The sequence below is a fragment of the Pseudofrankia sp. EUN1h genome (assembly GCF_001854645.1).
Classification (GTDB): domain Bacteria; phylum Actinomycetota; class Actinomycetes; order Frankiales; family Frankiaceae; genus Pseudofrankia; species Pseudofrankia saprophytica.
Window position 1 is genome coordinate 191,787 of record NZ_MBLN01000064.1, and the last position, 20,045, is coordinate 211,831.

The following is a 20,045-nucleotide window of genomic DNA, read 5'->3' on the forward strand; positions in this document are numbered from 1 at the left end:
GCGTCCCCGCGCCCCTCGCCCGCCCGTTCGATCGCGGGCCTAGAAGCCTTCCAGCAGGCGCGATGACCGAGCAGATCCTGACCTCGCACCGGCCTACCCGACAGTGGACCGGGCCACGCAGCGACACCCTTGCCGACGTCCTGGAACGTGTCCTCGACAAGGGTGTCGTGATCGTCGGAGACGTGGTCGTGAGCGTGCTCGACGTCGAACTGCTGACGTTGCGGCTCCGGTTGTTCATCGCCTCCGCCGACACCGCGCGGGAGATGGGCCTGGACTGGTGGCTGAATGACCCGTTCTTCAGCTCTAAGGCCACGCCCCCGAGGGAACGGGACTCCGACGCCCTGGCCGACGAGAACCGGCGGCTGCGGGAACGCCTCGACGCGCTGGAACGCGCGGTGGGCGCCGACTCCCGTACGGCTGCCCTGCCCGGCTCCGGGACTGCCACCCACGGCTCCGACGCGACCGACACGACCGACGTGATCGCCGGCCGGGCCACCGGCGGGCACGCTGAGGAGCCTGCCACGCGGTCCGCCTCCGGCTCCCGGGTAGCTGGGTCTTCCAACGATGGTCGGGCCGAGAGCAGGAGGCCCTGATGACGCGGCCTCCGGTGGACATTCACCAGCTTGCCGGCTGGCTCATGCCCGAGGTCCTGGACGAGGCGGTGGCGGACGCGCGGGAGCTGGCGCGTGAGCGGCTGGCCGCCGTGCTGGCCGAGGAGATCGTCTCCGCGGCGCGGGCCGGCGACGCCCGGATCGAGAGCGTGCCAGCCCGTCCGGCCAGCACCCGTCCGGCCAGCACCCGTCCGGCCAGCGCCCGTCCGGCCAGCGCCCGTCCGGCGGACACCCGTCCACCGACCGACCCGGCGGAGTCGGCCGCGGAGCGGGCACGGCCAGGTCCGCCGGAGGCACGCGGCCGGCCGCGTCTCACCGAACCGGGCACCGAAACGGGCACCGAGACGCTCGGGGCCGCTCCCCCGCCGCGGACCGGCCTGTACGCGTACGGCATCACGGACGCGGCGACCGACGCCCACGACATCGTCGGCCTCGATGACCGGTCCCCGGTCGAGACCCTGACCGTCGGGGACGCCGCACTGGTCGCGTCGACGATCGAGCTCGAGCTGCTGACCGGCCTGGAGAGCGAGGTGTCCGAAACCGGGCAGCTCTCCGAAACCGGGCGGCTCGCCGACCTCGCCGGTCGACACGACCGGATCATGCGCGAACTCCACGACCGTGGCCCGGTGCTGCCACTGCGTTTCGGCACGGTCCTGCCGGACCGGCCGCGGGCCGAGCGGCTGCTGCGGGCGTCGGCGGGCGAGCTGGTCGACGAGCTGGATCGGGTCCGTGACCACCGCGAATGGGGGCTGCGGGTCACGCCCCCGGAGGAACACGACGATGCCGATCCCGAGGACGGGAACGGAGGCGGAGGCTGGGACACCCGGGCGGCCACGGCGGCGGGCATCTCCGGCGACGGCGCCGAGACGCCCGCGCCCGGGAGCGGGAGCGGGAGCGGGACCGCCTACCTGTCCGCCCGGCGCGCGGACCTGCGCCGCGCCGCGCTGCGCGAGGAGCGCCTGACCGAGCTGACGAGGCGGGTCCACGGCGAGTTGGCGGCGCTGGCCTCCGACGTGGCGATGCGATCCGGCCGTCCGGGACCGGGGCGTCTCGACGCCGCCTACCTGGTCGCGTCCCCCAAGGAGGACGACTTCCTCGACGCGGCCAGCACCGCCGTGCGAGAGCTGACGGATGCCGGCTGCGCGGCCCGCCTCACCGGGCCCTGGCCGCCGTACTCCTTTGCCCGGTTGACGCTTGGGGAGGCGCGTGATGCCTGACCTTGCCCGCGCAGGCGCCGCGAGGCGCGACCCGGCGGCCATCGCCGGAACCGGCCGCGGCACCGAACCGGGCCGCCGTCCCGGGCTGGGTTCCGGCCGCTCGCTGCCGGACCTGCTCGACAGGGTCGTCGACCGGGGGGTCGTGGTCAACGGTGACGTGGTCATCGGTCTGGCAGGGGTGGATCTGATCCGGCTCGATCTGCGGCTGCTCCTGATCGGCGCGCAGAGCGCGATCGAGGCCTGCGCGGGCGCGGGGCTTCGTCCCTGTCCGGCGCCGAGCCGGGACGACGCGGCCGACGTGATCGAGGGCGCCGTGGTCCACGACGATGCCGCCGACGCTGACGACGCCATCGATGACACCCGCCGCGGCGGCGGGGACCGCGCCACAGACCATGCCGGGCGTCGGTCCCGCGCCTGGTCTGGCGTAAGGACCGGGCCATGACGGCGCCGGGACACCCCGGGCGCATCGGCCGTACCGGACGTACCGGGCGCGCCGTGCGCCTGACCGCGAACCCGGAGGAGGTCGGGCGCGGGCTGGGACAGGTCGTCGTCGTGCTCCTCGAGCTGCTCCGCGACCTGTTGGAGCGTCAGGCGGTGCGCCGGATGGACAGTGGCGCGCTGCCCACTGAACAGGTCGAGGAGCTGGGCCAGGCACTGATCGAGGTGCGTGACGCGATAGCGCAGGTCCGCGACTCGCTCGGCGTCAGCGCCGAGCAGGCCCGGTCGGCGACGGCGAGGGCCCGCGGGCTGCTGGGCGAGTGGCCGCCGTCCGGCTACCGCGACCAGCCCGCCCGCGTCAGTCCCGCCACCCGTGTCAGTCCCGCCACCCGGGTCCGTTCCGCCGCCCGGGCCGGCTGGGCGGACATCGGCGACGCGGGCCCCGAGGCTCGCACCGACCGCCGAGGCGGGAGTGGCCGGCGTGGCTGGAAGCGCGGCGACGACGTGCGGTGGGCCGGGCTACCGGCCGTCGGTGGCGCAATGGGAACGGACCGGCGGCACCACGAGAGAGGGAGGCCCGCGCCGCATGCGCGCGACGCGGCGCCGCCCGGTTGGGACCTGCCATGACCATGTCGACACAGTCGATCGGTCGCGCTCCCCGCCCGAGCAGCCTCGCTGACGTGCTCGAGGTCGTCCTCGACAAGGGCATCGTCATCGACGCGTACGTGCGGGTCGCGCTGGTCGGGATCGAGATCCTCACCATCGACGCCCGGATCGTCATCGCGAGCGTCGACACCTACCTGCGGTTCGCCGAGGCGGTCAACCGGCTGGACCTCAGTTCGAGGGAGCAGGACCAGGTCACGGGCCTTCCCGGGCTCGTCCGGTCCGTCGGCGAGGGCGGATCGCGGTACAAGGCGAAGGGGGCTCTGGAAGGCGTCAAGGACACCGCGCAGGACTTCGTCTCGTCACTGCGCGGCGACGACCGGGACGCGGTCGAGACCGGCGACGGTTCCAGGCCCGAGTACACCCGGCGCGCGGACCGCGACCTGCCCCCCGGCCGGGGAGCACCGGTCGGCCGGACCCGTGCCCACCACAACGGCGATGGCTGACATGGCCTCGCTGTTCCTCTACGGAGTCGTCCGGGACGACCATCCGCTGGCGGACCCGCCACCGCTCGGCGTGGGCGACCCGCCGGGGCCGATCCGGCTGGTGCGGCGCCCCCCGGCGGCCGCCGTCGTCAGCCCGGTCGCCGACCCGGTGCGCATCGCCGACGAGGACGCGGAGCGCCATCTCGACGTCCTCGTGGGGCTCCTCGCCGACGGCCCGGTCATCCCGCTGCGGCTGGGCTCGGTCGCTCCGGACGAGGACGCCGTCCGTGAGGAGGTGCTCGGCGAGGCGGCCCCCGAGCTACGCCGCCGGCTCGACACGCTGGACGGTCTCGTCGAGGTGCACGTCGACGCGGACGAGGAGGAGACGACCGCCATTCGGGCGGTCATCGAGGCCGACCCGTCGCTGGTCGGCGCCCGGGGCGGGTTCGGGGGCGAGACGAGTATGCAGACCCGGATGGCGCTGGGTGAACGGGTCGCCGACGGCGTGATCCTGCGTCGCCTGCACCAGGCGGAGACCCTGCTCGAACAGCTGCGCCCGCGCTCGGTCGCGGACGCCGGGCGGGGACCGATGGGCGGCCCGGAGGATCCGGTCCTGCGCTGGGCCTTCCTCGTCTACCGGGACGCCGAGCCGCACCACCGCGACCTCGAGCACTTCGACCAGGCGGTGGAGCGCGTCCGCGGCGATCACCCCGAACTGGCGATCGAGTACGTGGGCCCACTGCCCACCTTCCACTTCCTCGACCTCACCGAGCCCGCCGAGGCGGCCAGCGAGCCTCGGCACAGCCGGTGGGGCTGGTAAGCCGGATGGCCCACCCACGGGCCGGAAGGAGTCCGCGATGAACATCAAGTTGATGATTGCCGGCGCGGTGGGCTACGTGCTCGGCCGAACCAAGAAGGGCAAGGCGGCCATACGGCTGGCGCTGTGGACCAGCGGCCACAACACCAACGTCAAGGACCTGGCCCGATCCCAGGCGATGAAGTTCCTCGACTCCGAAGACGGAAGGAAGCTGGTTGCCCAGCTGCGCGGTCCGGTGCTCGCCGGCGGGACGAAGGTCGCCCTGTCGGCCTACGAACGAGGAATCGGCAAGCTGACGGACGACCTGTCGCACCGCACGTCGGAGCTGCGGAGCTCGCTGGACGAGTCCCCGGCCCCCGAGCTGGCCGGGAAGGCGGGAACCCTCGCCGGCACGCTGACCGAAAAGCTCGGCCGCTGGGGCAGCCCGCCCGCCGCGAAGGCCGAGGACGAGGCACCGCCCGCGCCAAAGGACCAAGACCAGGACCGAATCGGAGAGGGCGACGGAGATCGGGGTCGGGATCAGGATCGGGCGAAGGCCGCGGACCGGCGGCCTCCGAGCCGGCACATGGACTTCCGCCCGGCGGCCGACCGGCGCGGGGCCGCGTCGAACGCAGGCCGCGAGCGGACCGGCGCCGGGGCGTCGGGGTCGAGGTAGGAGAAGCCGATATGTCGGAGTCCAACGGACATGCGCACGGAAACGGATTGGCCGGCGTGCTCCTGCGTAACCCGGCCACCGAACACCTCATGCAGGAGGTGAAAAGCCTGCTCGCCGCAGAAGGCCAGAAGGCCGTCCGGCAGGTCGGCGAACGTCTCGGTTCCGCGACCGAAGGGCTGGGACCCGCGGCGGAAGGTGTCAAGAAGCTCGCCGCGGGCGAGTCCCCGGGCAAGGCGATGACGTCGACGGCGCTGAGTGCGCTGAAGCAGAAGGCGAAGAACGCCCTCGGCGGCGGCGGCGCGGGCAAGGCGGGTAGCACCAAGGACCCTGGACCGCCGAAGGTCACCCACATCATGGAGGCCGTCGACGTGGGGGTCCCGGTCTCCACCGCCTACGACCAGTGGACGCAGTTCCAGGAATTCCCGAAGTTCATGAAGGGTGTCGAGAGCGTCGACCCGAAGAGCGAGACCGAGCAGAACTGGCGGGTCAAGGTCTTCAAGTCCCGGCGGACCTGGCAGGGAAAGACCCTCGAACAGATCCCGGACCGGCGGATCACCTGGACGACGGAAGGCGCCAAGGGGACGACGAAGGGCACGGTGACGTTCCATCCGCTCGCGGACGATCTGACGCGGGTGGCGCTGACCATGGAGTACTACTCGAGCGGGTTCATGGAGAAGATCGGCAACCTCTGGCGCGCCGGAGGCCGCCGCACCCGCCTCGACCTGAAGCACTTCGGCCGCTTCATCACCATCAAGGGCGAGGCCAGTGGATCGTGGCGCGGCGAGATCCGCGACGGCGCGGTCGTCCGCCAGCCCGGGGAAGAGGACCAGGATGCCGAGCCGCGGGAAGCGGAGGCCCAGGAGACGGACACCGGCGGGTCCGAAGAGCGCGAGGCGACCGCTCCGAAGGCCGAGAACCGGAAGCCCGCAGGCCAGGAAGCCAAGGACCAGGAAACCGAGGACCAAGCGCCCGAGGACCGAGAGCCCGACGAGCGGGAAACCGAAGCTCAGGAGGCCGGCGAGGAACCCGACCGGGGCGAGGCATACGCCACGGACGAGGAGGCGGGCGAGGGGACCGAAGTGCCTGAGCCGGCCCGGGCTTGACTCCAGCCTGATCCGGGGACTCCCTGCGTGACCACACCAGGACGAGCTCGATCGCGGCGTGGGAAGGGCCTGCCGCGCCGAGGTGCGGAGCCGCGGGGGCGGCGTCATCGTGAATGGGTCGACGGTGCAGCGGGACGTTCCGGCGGGGGGGTTCATGTCCATTACCAGGGACAAGGTCGCCGATGTGGCCGTACCGGACACGGCCTTGGCCGTGGAGGCCACAGAACTGGTACGCGAGGCCACGGACGACCTCGTGTACCACCATTCACGGCGGGTGTACTGGTTCGGCAGCCTGCAGGGCCGCAACCACGGGCTTAGCTTCGACCCGGAGCTGCTCTACATCGGGGCGATGTTCCACGACCTCGGCCTGGGCGAACGGTTTCGCGGGAGCGGCCGGCGTTTCGAGGTGGACAGCGCGGACGAGGCGCGCCGATTCCTGCAGCGGCATGGCGTTCCCGAGGACAGCATCCGGCGCGTGTGGACGGCCATCGCGCTGCACACGACCCCTGGCATCCCGCGGTTCATGGAGCCCGAGGTCGCCCTGGTGACCGCCGGCGTCGAGTACGACGTGCTGGGAATCGGCTACGGCGACATCAGCGAAGCCGACCGGGCGGCCATCACCACGCTGCACCCCAGGCCCGACTTCAAGAACCAGATCCTCCGGGCCTTCACCGCCGGCATCGCCCCCAGGCCGGAGACCACCTTCGGCAATGTCAAGGCCGACGTCCTGGAACGTCTCGTGCCCGACTTCCACCGCGCCAACTTCGTCGACACGATCCTGAACTCCCCCTGGCCCGAGTAGCGGTCGGGGGCGCGCCTGTCAGTTCTTGCGAGCCAGGCCGCAGTGGGAGGCCAGGGCCTTGCCGCGGGCGCGCTTGCCGGGGCGCCACAGGGGGGTCGAGACGATGCCGGGCGGCAGCAGCTCGAGGCCGTCGAAGAAAGGGGCGAGCTCTTCCGGCGTGCGGGAGCGGTAGGGGGCGGCCCCGATGCGTTCGTTGCGCCGCACCGCCTCAGAGCGCTCCGGGCTTTCGGTGCCGTCGTTGAGTGCCAGGTAGCTGCCACTCGGGAGGGCGTCGACGAGCTTGTGCACGATGGCGTACGCCTCGTCGTCGTCGACGACGTTGGCCATGACGCCGAACAGGACGAGCCCGATGGGCTTGGTGAAGTCGAGGATCCCGCGGGCCTCGCGCAGGATCGTCTCCGGGTCGCGCACGTCGGCGTCGATGTAGGAGGTGACCCCCTCGGGCGTGCCGACGAGCAGGGCACGAGCGTGCGTCAGGACGAGCGGGTCGTTGTCGACGTACACGACCCGGCTCTCGGGCGCCTCGCGCTGCGCCACCTCGTGGGTGTTGTCGGCCGTGGGCAGCCCGGTACCGACATCAAGGAACTGCCGGATACCCTCACGAACGGTGAGGTGGGTCACAACCCGATGCAAAAGGCGCCGCGAACTGCGCGCGATGTCGATGATCTCCGGGAAGATCTCGGCCGCCTGATCGGCGGCGACACGGTCGGCGGGAAAGTGGTCCTTCCCACCCAACCAGCGGTTCCACATCCGGGCCGAATGAGGCACGGACACGTTGAGCGACGCCGCCAGGCTGGCGGCGGGCAACGCCGGGGGGTTGGACACGCGGCTGTCCGATCCGTATGTGTCTGTCGGGTTGTTCCCTTTCTGGTGATGGTACATCCAGACGCCTTGCACCAAGGCTCTCAACCCAGACGGACACAGTACCGTTACACATTTGACATCGCGGCGGCGGGTCGGTGCGGCGGCGGTCGGCCGCCGTTGGGGCGGAACCAGCCTGGGCCTGTGACGGCCGACCGCACCCGTGACGGCCGGCCGCACCCGTGACGGCCAGCCACACCCGTGACGGCCAGCCGCGCCCGTGACGGCCAGCCGCGCCCGTGACGGCCAGCCGGGCCGTGACGGCCAGCGCCTCCGGCGTCAGGACGTGATCTCGACGACGGTGCGGCCGATCGCGCGGCGGCGTTCGTGGTCGCCGAGCGCGCCGGCGGCGCCGTCGAGCCCGACGCGGCGGCCGACATGCGGGCGGATGGTTCCGGCGGCGAGCAGGCCCAGCAGGCCCCCGTGCACCTCGTCGGCGGTCTTCCGGCCGAACGGGTTGAACCCGAAGCGGCGCATTCCCGGGTCGACCTGGTCGACCCAGGCGAGCATGACACCGACCACCGAGAAGTTGCCGACGCAGGCGAGCCGCAGTGGCCTGCCCGTCATCCCGTTCTCCGGGTCGTCGGCGAAGCCGATCGGAAGGTAGCGGCCGTCGCGGGCGACGCAGGTCCAGGATTTGCCCACGAAGGCGCCACCGGCCAGGTCGTAGACGACATCCGCCCCGGCGTCGCCCGTGTAGTCGAGTACAACCTCGGCGAAGTCGTCCGTGGTGTGGTCGACCACCAGGTCCGCGCCGAGCCGTGCGCACAGCTCCGCCTTCTCGGGGCTGGAGACCGTGGCGATGACCCGGGCACCGACGGCCCTGCCGAGCTGGATGGCCGCCGTACCGAGGCCACTCGCGCCAGAATGAACCAGCAGCGTCTCGCCCGCGGTAAGCCGCGCACGGTGCAACAGGCCAAGTGCGCCGGTGTGGAACGGCAGGAGGAATGCGGCCGCCTCGGCGTCGTCCAGGCCGGTCGGCGCGTCGAACACGGAAACCGCGGGCGCGATCGCGTACTCGGCGAGCCCGCCGATCGCGTTCCTCGTGATCGCGACGACCCTCCGGCCCACCCACTCCCCCGCGCCGTCGCCGGCCGCGTCGACGACGCCGCAGACGTCCATGCCCAACGTGTACGGCGGTGGCACCGGGACCGAGACCAGCTTGCCCCGGCACCGATCGATGTCGTTGAAGTTGAGGGAGCCCGCCCCGACCCGAATGCGCACCTCGCCGGGACCGGGCTCGGGTAACTCGACGTCGACCACGTCGAGCACCTCGGTCGGATCGCCGTGCCGGGTGACCTGTAGCGCCTTCATGTCCGCCTGACCTCCGTCGTCTCGCCCGCGTGGGCAAATGCCCCCGCGTGGGCCATGCGAGAGGCGCGTCGGCGGCCAGCACCAGGGCCTACCTGTCGACCGACCGACCTGGCAGCTGGCCACCTGGCAATCTGGCCGGGCTCGGCCATCTGGTCATGTGGTGGCCTCGCGACCTGACCAGGTGGTGATGCCGGGCTGGCGGCCGACCGCGGCCTCGTCGAGGTCATCACGGCGTTCCTGGACCGTTCTGTCAAGCCGCGGCGCTGGATCTGGGGCGGTGTCCGGATCTCGGCCGGTGTGCGGTCAGTGGGCAGGCTCGTGGTCGGCGTGCCATTCGGGGTCGATGAGGTCGGCGTAGTCGGAGTGGCGCTCGACCCAGCCGCGGATGAATGGGCAACGCGGCCAGACCTTCAGCTGACGGGCGCGGGCGGCGTCGAGCGCGCCTCGGGCGAGCTCGCTGCCGACTCCCTTCCCTTCGAACCCTGTCTCCGTCTCCGTGTGGTTGAAGGCGATGATCCCCGGATGCAGGGAGTAGGTCACGAAGCCGGCCAGCGCGCCGTCGATGTCCAGTTCGAACCGACGTCGCGCCGGCACGTCGGTCAGCGTGCGCTTCTCTGTCATTCGATCTCTCCTCGCCTCGGATCCGTCGGGGTCCGTCTATCCCTCAGCCTGCCAGGCTTGGAGGACGCACGATCAGGGCTCGTCGCGGGCACGTGTGGCAGAGCCCCGGGGAACGCGCTGGCGGGCCGAGAGAGCGGTCCAGTCGTGCGCCCAGTCGGAGAGTGGTTCGAGCAGGCCTTGCAGGCGGCGGCCGTGCCCGGTGAGCCGGTAGTCGCCGGCCTCGTCGACCTCTATCAGGCCGGCCTCGCGTAGCTCGCGCGCTCGCTGGCTTAGCTGGGCTGACGGCGCGTCCAGCGTCGTCTCCAGGGCGCGGAAGGACCGTGGCGCGGTCCGCAGGCTCCAGAAGATCGCCAGACAGTGYCGGCGGCCGAGCAGGTCGAGCAGCGTGGCCAGTGGAAGATCGGTACCGCCCGCGGCACGCCCCTCCGGCGCCGGCCGGGAGCCGGACCGGCTCATCGTCTCGTCACGATTCGCTCATACGTCGTCGCCAGTCAGCCATCAAGATCTCATCTGTCAAGATCGATACATTCCGCGGGCTCTGCGGCAAACCCGCGGTGGAGGCGTGGAACAGGCCAGTGTCAGGGCGTGGTGGAGACGTCGAACCCGTTTGACTTCGGGGTGGTGCGGCCAGCCGGGGCGAACCGGTCGGCGGCCCGGCCCGGGCCGTCACCGTGCCCCTTTGCCACGTTGCCACCCAGCGTGGATCTGGCACGCCGGTAGACCCCGCCGACCTGCGCCGAGACGATGCCGGCGACGCTCTGTACCTCCGGGCGATCCCACACCAGCCGAGACTGTCGGGCGATCTCTTCGTAGCTCTCCCTGCCGGCCCGGGTGCCGAACAGATAGCCGACCCCGAACGCGAGGGCGACCGAGGGGCGGATCCGCATGCTGCCTCCCAAGGCTGAACCGAGCAGAGCCGGGCCGGATGCTTGGCTGTAGCGCGGCCGTCCCCCGCGGGCCGACGGCACCGTCACACCGTTCGCGCGCCCGGGCTCCCGCCCCGAGACCCCCGCCGCCTCGAAGACCACCCGCGCGTCAGACGATCAACGTCAGCCCGACCCACCACGACCACAACGGACAGTACCGGGTGGCACCGACAGCCGCCGGCTCTCGATCACCACAGCCGGCGCGAGCCACCGGAGCACAGCGCGAGGCAACGACCCGTCAACTCGACTTACCCAGGAGACCGACCCGCCGAACCTCCGGTAAGCTGGCCACAGCCAGTCGGACCCAGCATGATCCCCCCGGAGGCCTCCGCCACCGGTACGATCGGCCCCGACGAAGCGAACGGTCCCGCGTAGCTCAATTGGCAGAGCAGCCGGCTGTTAACCGGCAGGTTATAGGTTCGAGTCCTATCGCGGGAGCCTCTACCAGGCAAAATGCCTGATGACGAATCAAATCCCGTAGATCATCCCGCACTTACCCCGCGCTTTGCAAGAACCAGGGTTAGCGGAGTCCGGACCACTTCAGTCACGCGCCGTTACTCGCGTCGCCAGCCACGCCGTCAGGCGCCGCGCGACCTCGATGAAACCCGAGCCGGAGCTCAGGGCAATATCATCGCATCGGGGAGGCGCCGCTAGGAGCATCTGGTGACGGTTGAAGGGCGCCGCTTTCGGACCGCCGAACTCGCGCTCATAGCTCAGGCGGGCGTGAGCCCGGACAGGTCCCGCGAGGTGACGCTGTTGCGGTCGCTGACCGCGGCGCCCAGCGAGAACTGCGGCCATAGGCCGGTGAGCTCCTGCCGGCTGCGTTCGCTCCACTCGCGGGCCAGGTCCGTGCGCGACTTGTAGAAGTTCAGCGCATACCCGCCGGCGTGGACACGCAGGAGGGAGAAGCCGCCCGGGTACTCCTTGGTCGCGCAGACCTCCTGCAGGACCACATCAGGCGCGGCCGGGCTGACCGTCCGGTGGTTGCGGTGGGTGTGTCCGGCGTGGTGAAGGAACACGCCGGGGGTCGACGCGTAGGTCGCCAGCAGCTGGGTGGCCTGCGTGGCGTCGAGCATGCTGCCCGCACCGCCGCCGAAGGGCGTCCCACTGACGACCAGCGGGTGGTGGCCGAAGACGATCGTCGGCTGGTCGCGGTGTGCCTTCAGGTCGGCGGTCAGCCATGACTGCTGGGCGGCGGACATCCCACCGGCGTCGCCGCCGTTGCCCGCCTTGTCGTACGTGTCGAGCCCGACCAGGTGCAGGCCGTGGAGGTCGTGGGAGAAGTACGTCGGCGCCGAGCCCGCGAAGAAGTCGTCGCGGAAGCAGTCGTTGCCCTGCCACTCGCCGGCGCCGCAGCCGGCGTAGGCCGCGCCGGCGTGCGCCCGGTCGTGGTTGCCGCGGGCGACGAAGTAGTCCTGCCGGTAGGTGCCGAAACGGTCGAGGAGCGTCCGGACCCGGGTGACGTCGGCGGGGGCGGCCTCGCTGGACAGGTCGCCCGCGGCGAGCAGGTAGTTGGCGCCGCGGGCGGTGGCCTCGGCGACCAGCCCCTCGGCCATGACCTCCGGGTACGGCCGAAGCCCGGGCTGCTGGGAGAGGCCCTTGATGGAGGTGCCGCCGACCAGGCCGGCGACGGTCTCACCGAGGTGCAGGTCGTTGCACAGTGCGATCGAGAACAGGTGGCGTCCCGGCGGCGGCTGCGGGGTGGTGAAGGTGAAGGGGCCGTCCGCGCCGGCCGGTGCGGCGGTCCCCGCCGCGTTGCCGTTCACCAGGGGCAACGGGGTGGGAGTCGCGGGCTTGCCGGCGGAGGCTGCCCGGTAGTAGTAGGTCTGGCCCGGCTCGAGCCCGGTCAGCTCGACGTAGTGGTACGGGGTCGGCCCACCCTCGTCGTGCGCGGTCATGGTCAGCCGGGATGGGCTGGTGCCGTAGGAGACCTGCCCGTCGGCGGGTTTGGGCACCATCCGCTTGGTGCCGTCGTCCGTGCCGGGGACACCGGTATACCAAGTGATCACTGCGCTGGTCTCGGTGAGGGTGACCAGTTCCAGGTTCACCGGGCTGACCGTGCGCGGGTCGACGCCGGCCGTCGTCGCGGCCGCGGTGGCCCGGGCGACGGACTCGTCCCGGTCGGAGCAGGCGACGAGTGGCGCGGCGGCGATCAGAGCGGACCATCGCAGCAGGTCGCGGCGGGTGTTGTGGCAGCGGCAGGGCACGGCGGCATTCTCCCGCGGGGGTTCCGACAGGCGGGTGAAATCGTCCTGACCGTTCGCGGTACGAACGCGGCGCGCGTTGGGGCGGCCAGGCCCGCCGTATGGGCCAGGAAACCGTGGCGCTGTCGCACGGCCGCGGCCCGGTCGAGGTGACCACCGACCGGGCCGCTGCCAGCTCCGCGAGCCATTACTTTGCCCTATGTCCGCGGGCGGCGGGTGAGCCACAGAATCGCGGCCAGGGCGACGACGGCCCACGCCGTGAGAGGGATGAGATGGTCGCCGACTGAGGCGATGCCGAGCCACGGGTCGACGATGGCCGGGATGATCGACGGCAGGGCGTCGGAGATCGAGCGCATCGTGCTGGTCATGACGGTTCGGGGCGGCCCGCCGCCGCCGAGCAGGTAGAGCGGGAAGAACGTCATCAGTCCGACGGCCTGCGCGGCGCGCGCGGTCGGCACGGCGAGGCCGATGGCGACCCCGAGCAGGACGAGTGTGCCGCTGCCGGCGACGAACCCGAGCAGAACCTGCCAGGGGTGCTCGGGCACGGAGATGCCGTAGGTGGGCGCAGCCACCGCCAGCACGAGCGCGACGGCAATGATCATCAGACCCCAGGTGACGGCGGCCTGGGCGGCGACGACCCGGGCGGTGGAGACACCGAACGCCTCGAACCGACGTAGCACCCCGCGTTCGCGGTAGGACGCGAGCGCGACCGGCAACCCGATGAGCCCGAGCGCGATCGCCGACACGCCGGTCGAGGCGGCGACGTAGTAGTCGTCGGGCCGCCGCATGGCGAACCCGTCGTCGGGTTCGCTGCCGAAGACGCCCGCGAGGACGAGCATGGTGAACGGCGGAAAGAGGAAGGCGAACACGAGCAGGGTCCAGTCGCGGGTGAGCAGCCGGGTCTCGGTCAGGGCGAGCGCGCCGAGCTTCGCGGTGCGGCGGCTGGTCTTCGCGGAAAGCCCGGTCTTCGTGGGGTCGCTGGCGGGCACGGTGATGGTCATCGGTGGTCTCCGGTCAGCAGGGCGACGACGGTGTCGGACAGGGACGCGCGGCGGACGGTGAAGTCGGCTGGCCGCAGGCCGCGGCGGTCGAGCTCGGCCGCGAGCGGGACGACCGCCTCCGGGGCGACGGCCACGGACGCGGCCTCGCCGTCGTAGGCGACCTCGGTGACCCCGGGCAGCTCGACCAGGCCCGCGAGCGCCACGGCGCTCGGCGCCGCGAACTGGACGGTGACCCCCGCGGCCGCGCCGGTCAGGTCGACGGGCCGCCCGCAGGCGAGCAGCGCGCCGTCGGCGAGGACGGCGACCCGGTCGCACAGGCGCTCGGCCTCGTCCAGGTCATGGCTGACGAGGACGACCGTCGCTCCCTGGTCGCGCGCCTGTTCGACCAGGCGCCAGGTCTCCTGCCGGGCGGCCGGGTCCAGGCCCTGGGTCAGCTCGTCGAGGAACACGAGCCGCGGCCGGTTGACCAGCGCGAGGGCGAGGAACAGCCGCTGGCGCTGCCCGCCGGACAGCGTGCCGAACGGCTTGCGCAGCATCGGGCCGAGCCGCCACTGCTCGGCCAGCGTCCGCCAGTCGACGCGGTCGTCTGCCAGGCGGGCGAACAACCGCAGTGCCTCGCCGACCCGCAGGCGATCCGGCAGCGCCGATGCCTGTAGCTGGGAGCCGAGGAGCGGGCGAAGCCGCGAGCGGTCCCGGTCCGGGTCGAGCCCGAGCACCTCGACGCGGCCGCCGTCCCGCCGGCGCAGCCCCTGAAGGATCTCGACGGTGGTGGTCTTCCCCGCGCCGTTGGCGCCGGCGAGGCCGAAGATCTCGCCGGTGTGGACGGTGAAGGACAGCCCGCGCAGCACCGGCTGGCCGCCGTACGCCCGGCGGAGGTCCTCGACCTCGATCGCTACGTTGCTCATGGCGCCGAACGTTAGGTGCCGCCGGGCCGCCCCCGCTTCGGCCCGCGGGCCCCAACCGCGGTCATCCCGTGGTCGGACCCCGACCCCGGGGGCCGCTACCGCGGGATCGCCGCCGTCCGGCCCGGCTAGGTGCCGTGGCACCATGCGGCGCTACAGCAGGTCGCCGCCGGGTGCCACGACACCATGGTCGTAGGCGAACACGATGGCGGCGGCGCGGTCACGCACGCCGAGCTTGGTGAAGATCCCGCCGACGTGGGTCTTCACGGTCGCCTCGGCCACGTGCAGGGCCGCGGAGATCTCCCCGTTCGTGGCACCGCGGGCCATCAGCCGCAGCACGGCGCTCTCTCGGTCCGAGAGCGCGTCCAGCCGGGTCGACCGCCGGGCGGCCGGTGCCACCAGCCTGCGGTAGTGGTCCAGCACCCTGGTGGCGACTCCCGGGGCGAACCAGGCACCGCCCGCGGCGACCGTGCGCACCGCCGCGATCAGGTCCTCGGCCGCCGAGTCCTTGAGCGCGAACCCGGCGGCGCCGGCCTCGATGGCTCCCCACAGCAACTCGTCCTCGTCGAACGTCGTGAGCACGAGAACCAGCAGTCCGTGCGCCGACCCGTTCGCGGCGGCCCGCAGCCGAGCGGTCGCGGCTATGCCGTCCAGAACCGGCATGCGGATGTCCATGAGAACGACGTCCGGCCGCAGCGCCGGCAGGCGGTCCACCGCCTGCCGGCCGTCGGCGCACTCGGCGATCACCTCGAACCCGTCGGCCGGTGACAGGATCCGCGCGAGCCCGGCCCGGATGATGGCCTGGTCGTCGACGATCGCCACCCGGATCACGAGACCAGACCTCCGTCGGCCGCGTCCACGGGCAGCCAGCAGCTCACCCGCCAGCCATCCGGGGCCGGTCCGGCGCTCAGAGCGCCGCCGAGCACGGTCGCCCGCTCGCGCATCCCCGCCAGGCCGTAGCGCGGCCGGTCCCGCTCACCGGCCGAGGCCGCCAGCATCGGCCCCACCGTCGTGGCCTCCAGCCGGATCCCGTCCTCCGCCCGTTCGAGCAGCATGTCGGTGCGGGCCCGCGGCGCGTGGCGCGCCGCGTTGGCGAGCGCCTCCTGCGCGATCCGGTACACCGCGACCCCGATCCCGGCCGGAAGGTCGGCGAGGTTCCCGCGCATCCGCAGCTCGACCGCGAGACCGCCGGCGCGGGCCTCGTCGATGAGGACCGCGACGTCACCGGCCGACACCGGCGGCGCCGTCGTGGCCCCCTCATCGGTGCGCAGGAGCGTGACGGTCCGCCGCAGCTCCCGCATGCTGCGCCTGCCGACCTCCTCGGCCGACCGCAGGGCCTCCTCGGCCGCGACCGGATCCCGATGCAGCACGTGCCGGGCGCTGGTCACCTGCAGCATGACCGCGGCCAGTCCATGCCCGACCAGGTCATGGACGTCCCGGGCGATCCGGCGTCGCTCGTCGAGTAGGGACTGATGCGCCAGCTCCCGACGGCTGTCGTCGAGCAGCGCCGAGAGCCGGCGTTCCCGCGCGTTGGCGCGTCCCAGAACCCAGGGGAAGACGATGCCCAGGATCCAGATGCCCACGTTGACCTCGCCCGGGTCCTGGACGAGGTACACCGCGACGGGTGTCGCCGCCGCGAGCAGACCCAGCGGAAGCGCGAGTGCCAGCGACGGACACCAGAGCCCGACGACCAGGCCGAGGATCGACACCTCGAACATCACCGGTTCGTGCCCGCCGGAGAGCTGCGCGAGGACGACCGAGACCATCACGGTGAGGCTGCAGAGCAGGAGGAGCGCGGCGGGCGGGAAGCGCGGCTCGCCACGCGGCAGATATCCCCAGCCGGCGAAGGCCACGACCGGCACCGCCAGGAAGACCAGCTCGTGGGCCGGCCCCGGGTCGGCGATGGCGGCCATGATCGCGACCGCCAGCGCCAGCACCGGGACCAGGCCACGCTTGGCGTCGAGGTCGCCGGCGGCCTCGGAGCGCGCCCAGGCGCGCCCCGCCGCCCGCGGGCTCGCCTTCGGTGGCGCCTCAGCGCTCGGCGGGTTCGGCCCCGCCGCCCCAGGCGCCGCCGGGCCAGCCTGGCGGGTCATCCACCGACGGTACCGCCGTGATCCGGCGCCGGACATCCACCCGTGGTCGCGTCCGCGCCTCCACCCCAGGTCGCGACGTGCGCGTAACACGGCTCGCTCCCCACAGCGGCGGTGGCACCCGACCGTGCCTTTCATCGCGCTCACATGTTCGTCGACCGACAATGCGTCGAGCCTGGGCGGGCGGGACCGTCGGAGCTGCCCGCCCCGGCTTGGCGGAGCGGGCTGTGGCAGCTTGCGGCAATGTCGGCGCGACGATGGGTGGAGGCAGCCGTGGCACCTGAGCGCGCTCGCGCATGGTGCGTCGCGTTCGCCCATCCGTCGGCGGTCGGGTCGCCTGCGGGGTTGGGCGGCTGATGCGCGGGGTTGTCGCGGTCGTCGACGACGATGAGGTGCTGTGCACGACGATCGTGCGAGTGCTGCGCCTCGAGGGGTTCGACGTGGCGTGGTCCGCGGTGACGGGGCACGACGCCTTGCGGCGCGCGGCGGGCTCCGGGTCGCCGGACGCGCTGATCCTCGATGTCGCGCTGCCCGACACGGACGGGCGGGACCTGCTGGGGGCGCTGCGCAGCCGCGGCGTCGCGGCGCCGGCGCTGCTGCTGTCCGCGAGAAGCTCGGTCGCCGACAAGGTGCTCGGCTTCGGCGCCGGCGCCGACGACTACCTGACCAAGCCGTTCGCGATCGACGAACTGCTCGCGCGTCTGGATGTGCTGGTCCGCCGGGCACCTGGCGCCGCCGCGACCGAGTTCGTCCTCGACCCGGTCCGGCACGTCGTGGCTGGCCCCGGCGGCACGCGGCCGCTGTCGCCGACCGAGTACCGGCTGCTCGCGGCGCTCGTCAGCCGGCGCGGCCAGGTGGTGCGGCGGGCGTCGTTGATCTCCAGCGCATGGCCGCCGGGTTCCGTCGTGCGGGAGAACACCCTGGACAGCTACGTCGCGAGGCTGCGGCGCGCGCTGCGCGACGTCGCCGGCCGCCCGTCGATCGCGACCGCGCGCGGTGTCGGCTACCGGCTCGACTGATGCGCCGGCGGCTGGTGCTGCTCACGGTCGCGGTCATCGCGGTCTCGGTCGCGCTGCTCACCCTGGCCTTCTGGCTGCTGCTACGCGGCTGGCTGCGCCACGACGCCGACGCCCTGCTGGCGTCGCGTGCCCGATCGGCGGCGGCGCTGGTCGCCGTCGACGCCGGCTGGCTGGTACTCGAGGAGACACCGGGCGACGAGGCGATCGAGCCGGAGATGTGGCTCTTCGACCTCAGGCTGTCGTCAGTGGTACGCCCGCCCGTGGAGCGGTCTTTGGACTCGGCGGCGGCGGCGCTCGCGTCATCCGGGCCGGCCACGCGGGTGATCGGCCAGGTCGAGCTGCGGTCGTTGCCGGTCCAGGACGGCCCACGACGCGTCGGCACCGTGGTGGTGGCGCTCAGCCTGGCACCCTACGTCCACAGCGAGCGGCTTGCCGTCGGCGCGGCGATCGTGCTCGACGTCATGATCCTGGCCGGAGCCGCCGTCCTGGTACGCCGGCTGGTCGGCTCGGCCCTTCACCCCGTGGCCGAGATGACGGCGCGCGCCCGTGACTGGGGCGCGCATGACCCGGACCAGCGGTTCGGTCTGGGACCGCCGCGCGACGAGATCACCGGCCTCGCCGCGACACTGGATGGCCTGCTCACCCGGTTGGCGGCGAGTCTGCGACACGAGACGCTGGTCACCTCACAGATCGCCCACGAGCTCAAGACACCGCTGGCTCGCATCCGCGCCAGCGCCGAGGCGAGCGTCCGGTACGACACCGGGCCCGAGCCGTTGCGGGCGGCCCTGAAGGGGGTCATCGGCGAGGTCGACCAGCTCACAGGCGTGGTCGAGACCCTCCTGAAGGCGCCCAGCGGCACCGCGACGATGGGAAGCGCGGATCTCACCGAGATCGCCGCGCGGCTCGCGCGAACCGCCACCACGGGGCACGCTCACGTGCGGATGAGCGTCCACGGTGCCACCCGGCCGGCGCTGTGCGACCCCGACCTGGCGGAGCGGATCCTCGCACCCATCGTCGACAACGCGCTACGTCATGCCCGATCAGCCGTAGCCCTCCGGATCGACCAGACCGATCCCGCGGCGACCAGAGCCAGCGCTGTTCAAGTGGCCATCACGGACGACGGCCCGGGGTTCACGCCCGACGAGGTGGACGCGGTCTTCGAACCCGGATACCGAGGCGCCGCCGCGACCGGAGACGGCGCGGGCCTCGGTCTCCCGCTCGCGCGCCGGCTGGCTCAGCTCGCCGGCGGTGACGTCCTGGTCGTCCCCGCGCCGGGAGGGCGCGTGGTGGTCATGCTTCCCGTGCTGCCCGACGCCTGATGGACCGCCGCCGGACCGTCACCGTCGTCGAAGCCGTCCGCTGCTGGGCGTCCGCGTGCCGTCAGCGCTCGACGACGGCGGACCTGTCCGCGTCCCACTCTCCGGCCGCGGCGGGGACGGCACCGCCATGATCGCTGCCGGGCGCGCCGCTGGGACCGGTGTGGACGAGCTCCGTACGGTCCTTCTTCGCGATGGTCAGGTAGACCACCGTGGCGACGATCGCGGCGAGGAACAGCAGGCTGGTGGCCAGGGTGCCGAGCCCCGCGCCGCCCTCGTCGGTGGCGCCGCTGAGGTAGTCGCCCGTCGAGCCACCCAGTGGCCGGGTGAGCACGTAGGCGATCCAGAACGAGAGGACCGGGCCCAGTCCGAACCACCGGTGTGCGACGTAGACGACCGCGATCGCGACGGCGAAGATGACGACCGCCGTGAACAGGCCGAGTCCCAGCCGGTCGGTCAGCAGGTCGCCCGCGGCGGTGCCGAGCGCGAAGGTGAACAGCACCGCCAACCAGTAGAAGGTCTCGCGCCGCCGCGTCACGATGCTGTGGATCGACAGGGTGTGCTCGACGCGGTACCACCCGACGAACGTCAACGCGAGCAGCACGGAGAAGGAAACCGTGCTGACGATGAGGCTGACGCTCAGACCATCGGTCAGGTTGTCGGTGATCAGTGTTCCGACGACGCTGATGAGGACGACCGTGGTCCAGTACACGCCCGGGACGTATCGGTCTACCCGGAACTGCGCCACGAGCGAGGCGACGAGCAGAACGGACATCACGATCGTCGTGTTTCCGAGCCCGAATCCCAGCGTGCTGTTGAGGTAGTCGGCGGCGCTCTCACCCACCGTCGTGCACAGGATCTTGATTGTCCAGAAGTAGACGGTGATCTCTGGGACCTTGTTGAGAATCGGCCGGCTCGCGGCCCGAGCAGTCGTGGCTGAGGTGGGGGTGCTCACGCGCCGAGAATGCCTCGGCCAACCTGACGAAAACCTTACTGGCGACGGGCGCGCGGACCCCGCCCGGAAGGCTGGTCCGGCAGGACCTGATATGCATCGGAAGGT

Annotated in this window: 21 protein-coding genes, 1 tRNA gene and 1 pseudogene; 12 read left to right on the forward strand and 11 right to left on the reverse strand. The window is 72.3% G+C overall.

Features of this window, described 5'->3' with window-relative positions:
• Window positions 1-62: 62 nt before the first annotated feature.
• The 9 genes and pseudogenes from BCD49_RS46475 to BCD49_RS24425 form a co-directional block, all read left to right on the forward strand.
• A pseudogene (locus BCD49_RS46475) lies at window positions 63-401 on the forward strand (gas vesicle protein); the annotation flags it as partial.
• 191 nt (window positions 402-592) lie between these two features.
• On the forward strand, window positions 593-1,828 hold the full coding sequence (locus BCD49_RS24390) for a GvpL/GvpF family gas vesicle protein (RefSeq protein WP_007506976.1): 1,236 nt from the start codon (window positions 593-595) through the stop codon (window positions 1,826-1,828).
• A complete protein-coding gene (gvpJ, locus tag BCD49_RS44265; protein WP_007506978.1) occupies window positions 1,821-2,270 on the forward strand; it encodes a gas vesicle protein GvpJ in 450 nt (149 codons plus the stop codon). The genes BCD49_RS24390 and gvpJ overlap by 8 nt, the downstream gene beginning before the upstream one ends.
• A complete protein-coding gene (gvpK, locus tag BCD49_RS24400) occupies window positions 2,267-2,893 on the forward strand; it encodes a gas vesicle protein GvpK (protein ID WP_007506980.1) in 627 nt (208 codons plus the stop codon). Before gvpJ ends, gvpK begins: the two co-directional genes overlap by 4 nt.
• Window positions 2,890-3,375, forward strand: coding sequence for a gas vesicle structural protein GvpA (locus tag BCD49_RS24405; RefSeq protein ID WP_007506982.1), 486 nt, complete (start codon window positions 2,890-2,892; stop codon window positions 3,373-3,375). Before gvpK ends, BCD49_RS24405 begins: the two co-directional genes overlap by 4 nt.
• Before the next feature lies 1 nt (window position 3,376).
• The gene (locus BCD49_RS24410) at window positions 3,377-4,174 is read left to right on the forward strand and encodes a GvpL/GvpF family gas vesicle protein (RefSeq protein ID WP_007506984.1); all 798 of its coding nucleotides are present in this window, start codon (window positions 3,377-3,379) and stop codon (window positions 4,172-4,174) included.
• Between the two features lie 37 nt (window positions 4,175-4,211).
• On the forward strand, window positions 4,212-4,826 hold the full coding sequence (locus BCD49_RS24415; protein ID WP_007506985.1) for a hypothetical protein: 615 nt from the start codon (window positions 4,212-4,214) through the stop codon (window positions 4,824-4,826).
• An 11-nt stretch (window positions 4,827-4,837) separates the two neighbouring features.
• Window positions 4,838-5,929, forward strand: coding sequence for an SRPBCC family protein (locus BCD49_RS24420; RefSeq protein ID WP_007506986.1), 1,092 nt, complete (start codon window positions 4,838-4,840; stop codon window positions 5,927-5,929).
• Between the two features lie 154 nt (window positions 5,930-6,083).
• A complete protein-coding gene (locus BCD49_RS24425) occupies window positions 6,084-6,731 on the forward strand; it encodes an HD domain-containing protein (protein WP_027141389.1) in 648 nt (215 codons plus the stop codon).
• Between the two features lie 18 nt (window positions 6,732-6,749).
• Here BCD49_RS24425 and BCD49_RS24430 read toward each other — a convergent pair whose 3' ends face one another.
• The 5 genes from BCD49_RS24430 to BCD49_RS45260 all read right to left on the reverse strand — a co-directional run bounded on the left by BCD49_RS24430 (window position 6,750) and on the right by BCD49_RS45260 (window position 10,414).
• On the reverse strand, window positions 6,750-7,556 hold the full coding sequence (locus BCD49_RS24430) for an SAM-dependent methyltransferase (protein ID WP_027141390.1): 807 nt from the start codon (window positions 7,554-7,556) through the stop codon (window positions 6,750-6,752).
• 315 nt (window positions 7,557-7,871) lie between these two features.
• Window positions 7,872-8,906: a quinone oxidoreductase family protein gene (locus BCD49_RS24435; protein ID WP_007507000.1), complete on the reverse strand. Its 1,035-nt coding sequence runs from the start codon at window positions 8,904-8,906 to the stop codon at window positions 7,872-7,874.
• Window positions 8,907-9,209: 303 nt separating this feature from the next.
• A complete protein-coding gene (locus BCD49_RS24440) occupies window positions 9,210-9,527 on the reverse strand; it encodes a GNAT family N-acetyltransferase (RefSeq protein WP_007507002.1) in 318 nt (105 codons plus the stop codon).
• A gap of 72 nt (window positions 9,528-9,599) precedes the next feature.
• Window positions 9,600-9,983 carry a winged helix-turn-helix transcriptional regulator gene (locus BCD49_RS24445; protein WP_007507004.1) on the reverse strand — a complete coding sequence of 128 codons (384 nt, stop codon included), beginning with the start codon at window positions 9,981-9,983 and terminating at the stop codon, window positions 9,600-9,602.
• A 122-nt stretch (window positions 9,984-10,105) separates the two neighbouring features.
• Complete coding sequence (locus tag BCD49_RS45260) at window positions 10,106-10,414, reverse strand: hypothetical protein (protein ID WP_007507006.1); 309 nt, start codon at window positions 10,412-10,414, stop codon at window positions 10,106-10,108.
• A gap of 404 nt (window positions 10,415-10,818) precedes the next feature.
• Between BCD49_RS45260 and BCD49_RS24455 the strand changes: the two genes are divergently transcribed.
• A tRNA-Asn gene (locus BCD49_RS24455) sits at window positions 10,819-10,891 on the forward strand.
• Window positions 10,892-11,166: 275 nt separating this feature from the next.
• Here the strand turns inward: BCD49_RS24455 and BCD49_RS24460 are convergent.
• The 5 genes from BCD49_RS24460 to BCD49_RS24480 all read right to left on the reverse strand — a co-directional run bounded on the left by BCD49_RS24460 (window position 11,167) and on the right by BCD49_RS24480 (window position 16,653).
• Window positions 11,167-12,660 (reverse strand): purple acid phosphatase family protein, encoded by a 1,494-nt coding sequence (locus BCD49_RS24460; protein WP_007507008.1) that lies wholly within the window; start codon window positions 12,658-12,660, stop codon window positions 11,167-11,169.
• Window positions 12,661-12,854: 194 nt separating this feature from the next.
• Window positions 12,855-13,658 (reverse strand): ABC transporter permease, encoded by an 804-nt coding sequence (locus BCD49_RS24465; RefSeq protein WP_007507011.1) that lies wholly within the window; start codon window positions 13,656-13,658, stop codon window positions 12,855-12,857.
• The gene (locus BCD49_RS24470; protein WP_035931242.1) at window positions 13,655-14,563 is read right to left on the reverse strand and encodes an ABC transporter ATP-binding protein; all 909 of its coding nucleotides are present in this window, start codon (window positions 14,561-14,563) and stop codon (window positions 13,655-13,657) included. Before BCD49_RS24470 ends, BCD49_RS24465 begins: the two co-directional genes overlap by 4 nt.
• 150 nt (window positions 14,564-14,713) lie before the next feature.
• Window positions 14,714-15,391 carry a response regulator transcription factor gene (locus tag BCD49_RS24475; RefSeq protein ID WP_007507015.1) on the reverse strand — a complete coding sequence of 226 codons (678 nt, stop codon included), beginning with the start codon at window positions 15,389-15,391 and terminating at the stop codon, window positions 14,714-14,716.
• Window positions 15,388-16,653 carry a sensor histidine kinase gene (locus BCD49_RS24480; protein ID WP_007507017.1) on the reverse strand — a complete coding sequence of 422 codons (1,266 nt, stop codon included), beginning with the start codon at window positions 16,651-16,653 and terminating at the stop codon, window positions 15,388-15,390. The genes BCD49_RS24475 and BCD49_RS24480 overlap by 4 nt, the downstream gene beginning before the upstream one ends.
• A 353-nt stretch (window positions 16,654-17,006) precedes the next feature.
• Here BCD49_RS24480 and BCD49_RS24485 point away from each other — a divergent pair, with 353 nt between their 5' ends.
• Together BCD49_RS24485 and BCD49_RS24490 are read left to right on the forward strand one after the other, a co-directional pair.
• Window positions 17,007-17,669 carry a response regulator transcription factor gene (locus tag BCD49_RS24485; RefSeq protein ID WP_007507019.1) on the forward strand — a complete coding sequence of 221 codons (663 nt, stop codon included), beginning with the start codon at window positions 17,007-17,009 and terminating at the stop codon, window positions 17,667-17,669.
• A complete protein-coding gene (locus BCD49_RS24490) occupies window positions 17,669-18,988 on the forward strand; it encodes a sensor histidine kinase (protein WP_007507021.1) in 1,320 nt (439 codons plus the stop codon). Before BCD49_RS24485 ends, BCD49_RS24490 begins: the two co-directional genes overlap by 1 nt.
• A 61-nt stretch (window positions 18,989-19,049) precedes the next feature.
• Here the strand turns inward: BCD49_RS24490 and BCD49_RS24495 are convergent, their stop codons facing one another.
• Window positions 19,050-19,940, reverse strand: coding sequence for a COG4705 family protein (locus BCD49_RS24495; protein ID WP_007507023.1), 891 nt, complete (start codon window positions 19,938-19,940; stop codon window positions 19,050-19,052).
• Window positions 19,941-20,045: the final 105 nt, after the last annotated feature.

Coding starts and splice junctions, on each gene's coding strand:
- BCD49_RS24425 (WP_027141389.1), top strand. CDS start 6,084: ATGTCCATTACCAGGGACAAGGTCGCCGATGTGGCCGTACCGGACACG.
- BCD49_RS24405 (WP_007506982.1), top strand. CDS start 2,890: ATGACCATGTCGACACAGTCGATCGGTCGCGCTCCCCGCCCGAGCAGC.
- BCD49_RS24410 (WP_007506984.1), top strand. CDS start 3,377: ATGGCCTCGCTGTTCCTCTACGGAGTCGTCCGGGACGACCATCCGCTG.
- BCD49_RS24470 (WP_035931242.1), bottom strand. CDS start 14,563: ATGAGCAACGTAGCGATCGAGGTCGAGGACCTCCGCCGGGCGTACGGC.
- BCD49_RS24415 (WP_007506985.1), top strand. CDS start 4,212: ATGAACATCAAGTTGATGATTGCCGGCGCGGTGGGCTACGTGCTCGGC.
- BCD49_RS24440 (WP_007507002.1), bottom strand. CDS start 9,527: ATGACAGAGAAGCGCACGCTGACCGACGTGCCGGCGCGACGTCGGTTC.
- BCD49_RS24420 (WP_007506986.1), top strand. CDS start 4,838: ATGTCGGAGTCCAACGGACATGCGCACGGAAACGGATTGGCCGGCGTG.
- BCD49_RS24390 (WP_007506976.1), top strand. CDS start 593: ATGACGCGGCCTCCGGTGGACATTCACCAGCTTGCCGGCTGGCTCATG.
- BCD49_RS24490 (WP_007507021.1), top strand. CDS start 17,669: ATGCGCCGGCGGCTGGTGCTGCTCACGGTCGCGGTCATCGCGGTCTCG.
- BCD49_RS24480 (WP_007507017.1), bottom strand. CDS start 16,653: ATGACCCGCCAGGCTGGCCCGGCGGCGCCTGGGGCGGCGGGGCCGAAC.
- BCD49_RS24465 (WP_007507011.1), bottom strand. CDS start 13,658: ATGACCATCACCGTGCCCGCCAGCGACCCCACGAAGACCGGGCTTTCC.
- BCD49_RS24435 (WP_007507000.1), bottom strand. CDS start 8,906: ATGAAGGCGCTACAGGTCACCCGGCACGGCGATCCGACCGAGGTGCTC.
- BCD49_RS45260 (WP_007507006.1), bottom strand. CDS start 10,414: ATGCGGATCCGCCCCTCGGTCGCCCTCGCGTTCGGGGTCGGCTATCTG.
- gvpK (WP_007506980.1), top strand. CDS start 2,267: ATGACGGCGCCGGGACACCCCGGGCGCATCGGCCGTACCGGACGTACC.
- gvpJ (WP_007506978.1), top strand. CDS start 1,821: ATGCCTGACCTTGCCCGCGCAGGCGCCGCGAGGCGCGACCCGGCGGCC.
- BCD49_RS24485 (WP_007507019.1), top strand. CDS start 17,007: ATGCGCGGGGTTGTCGCGGTCGTCGACGACGATGAGGTGCTGTGCACG.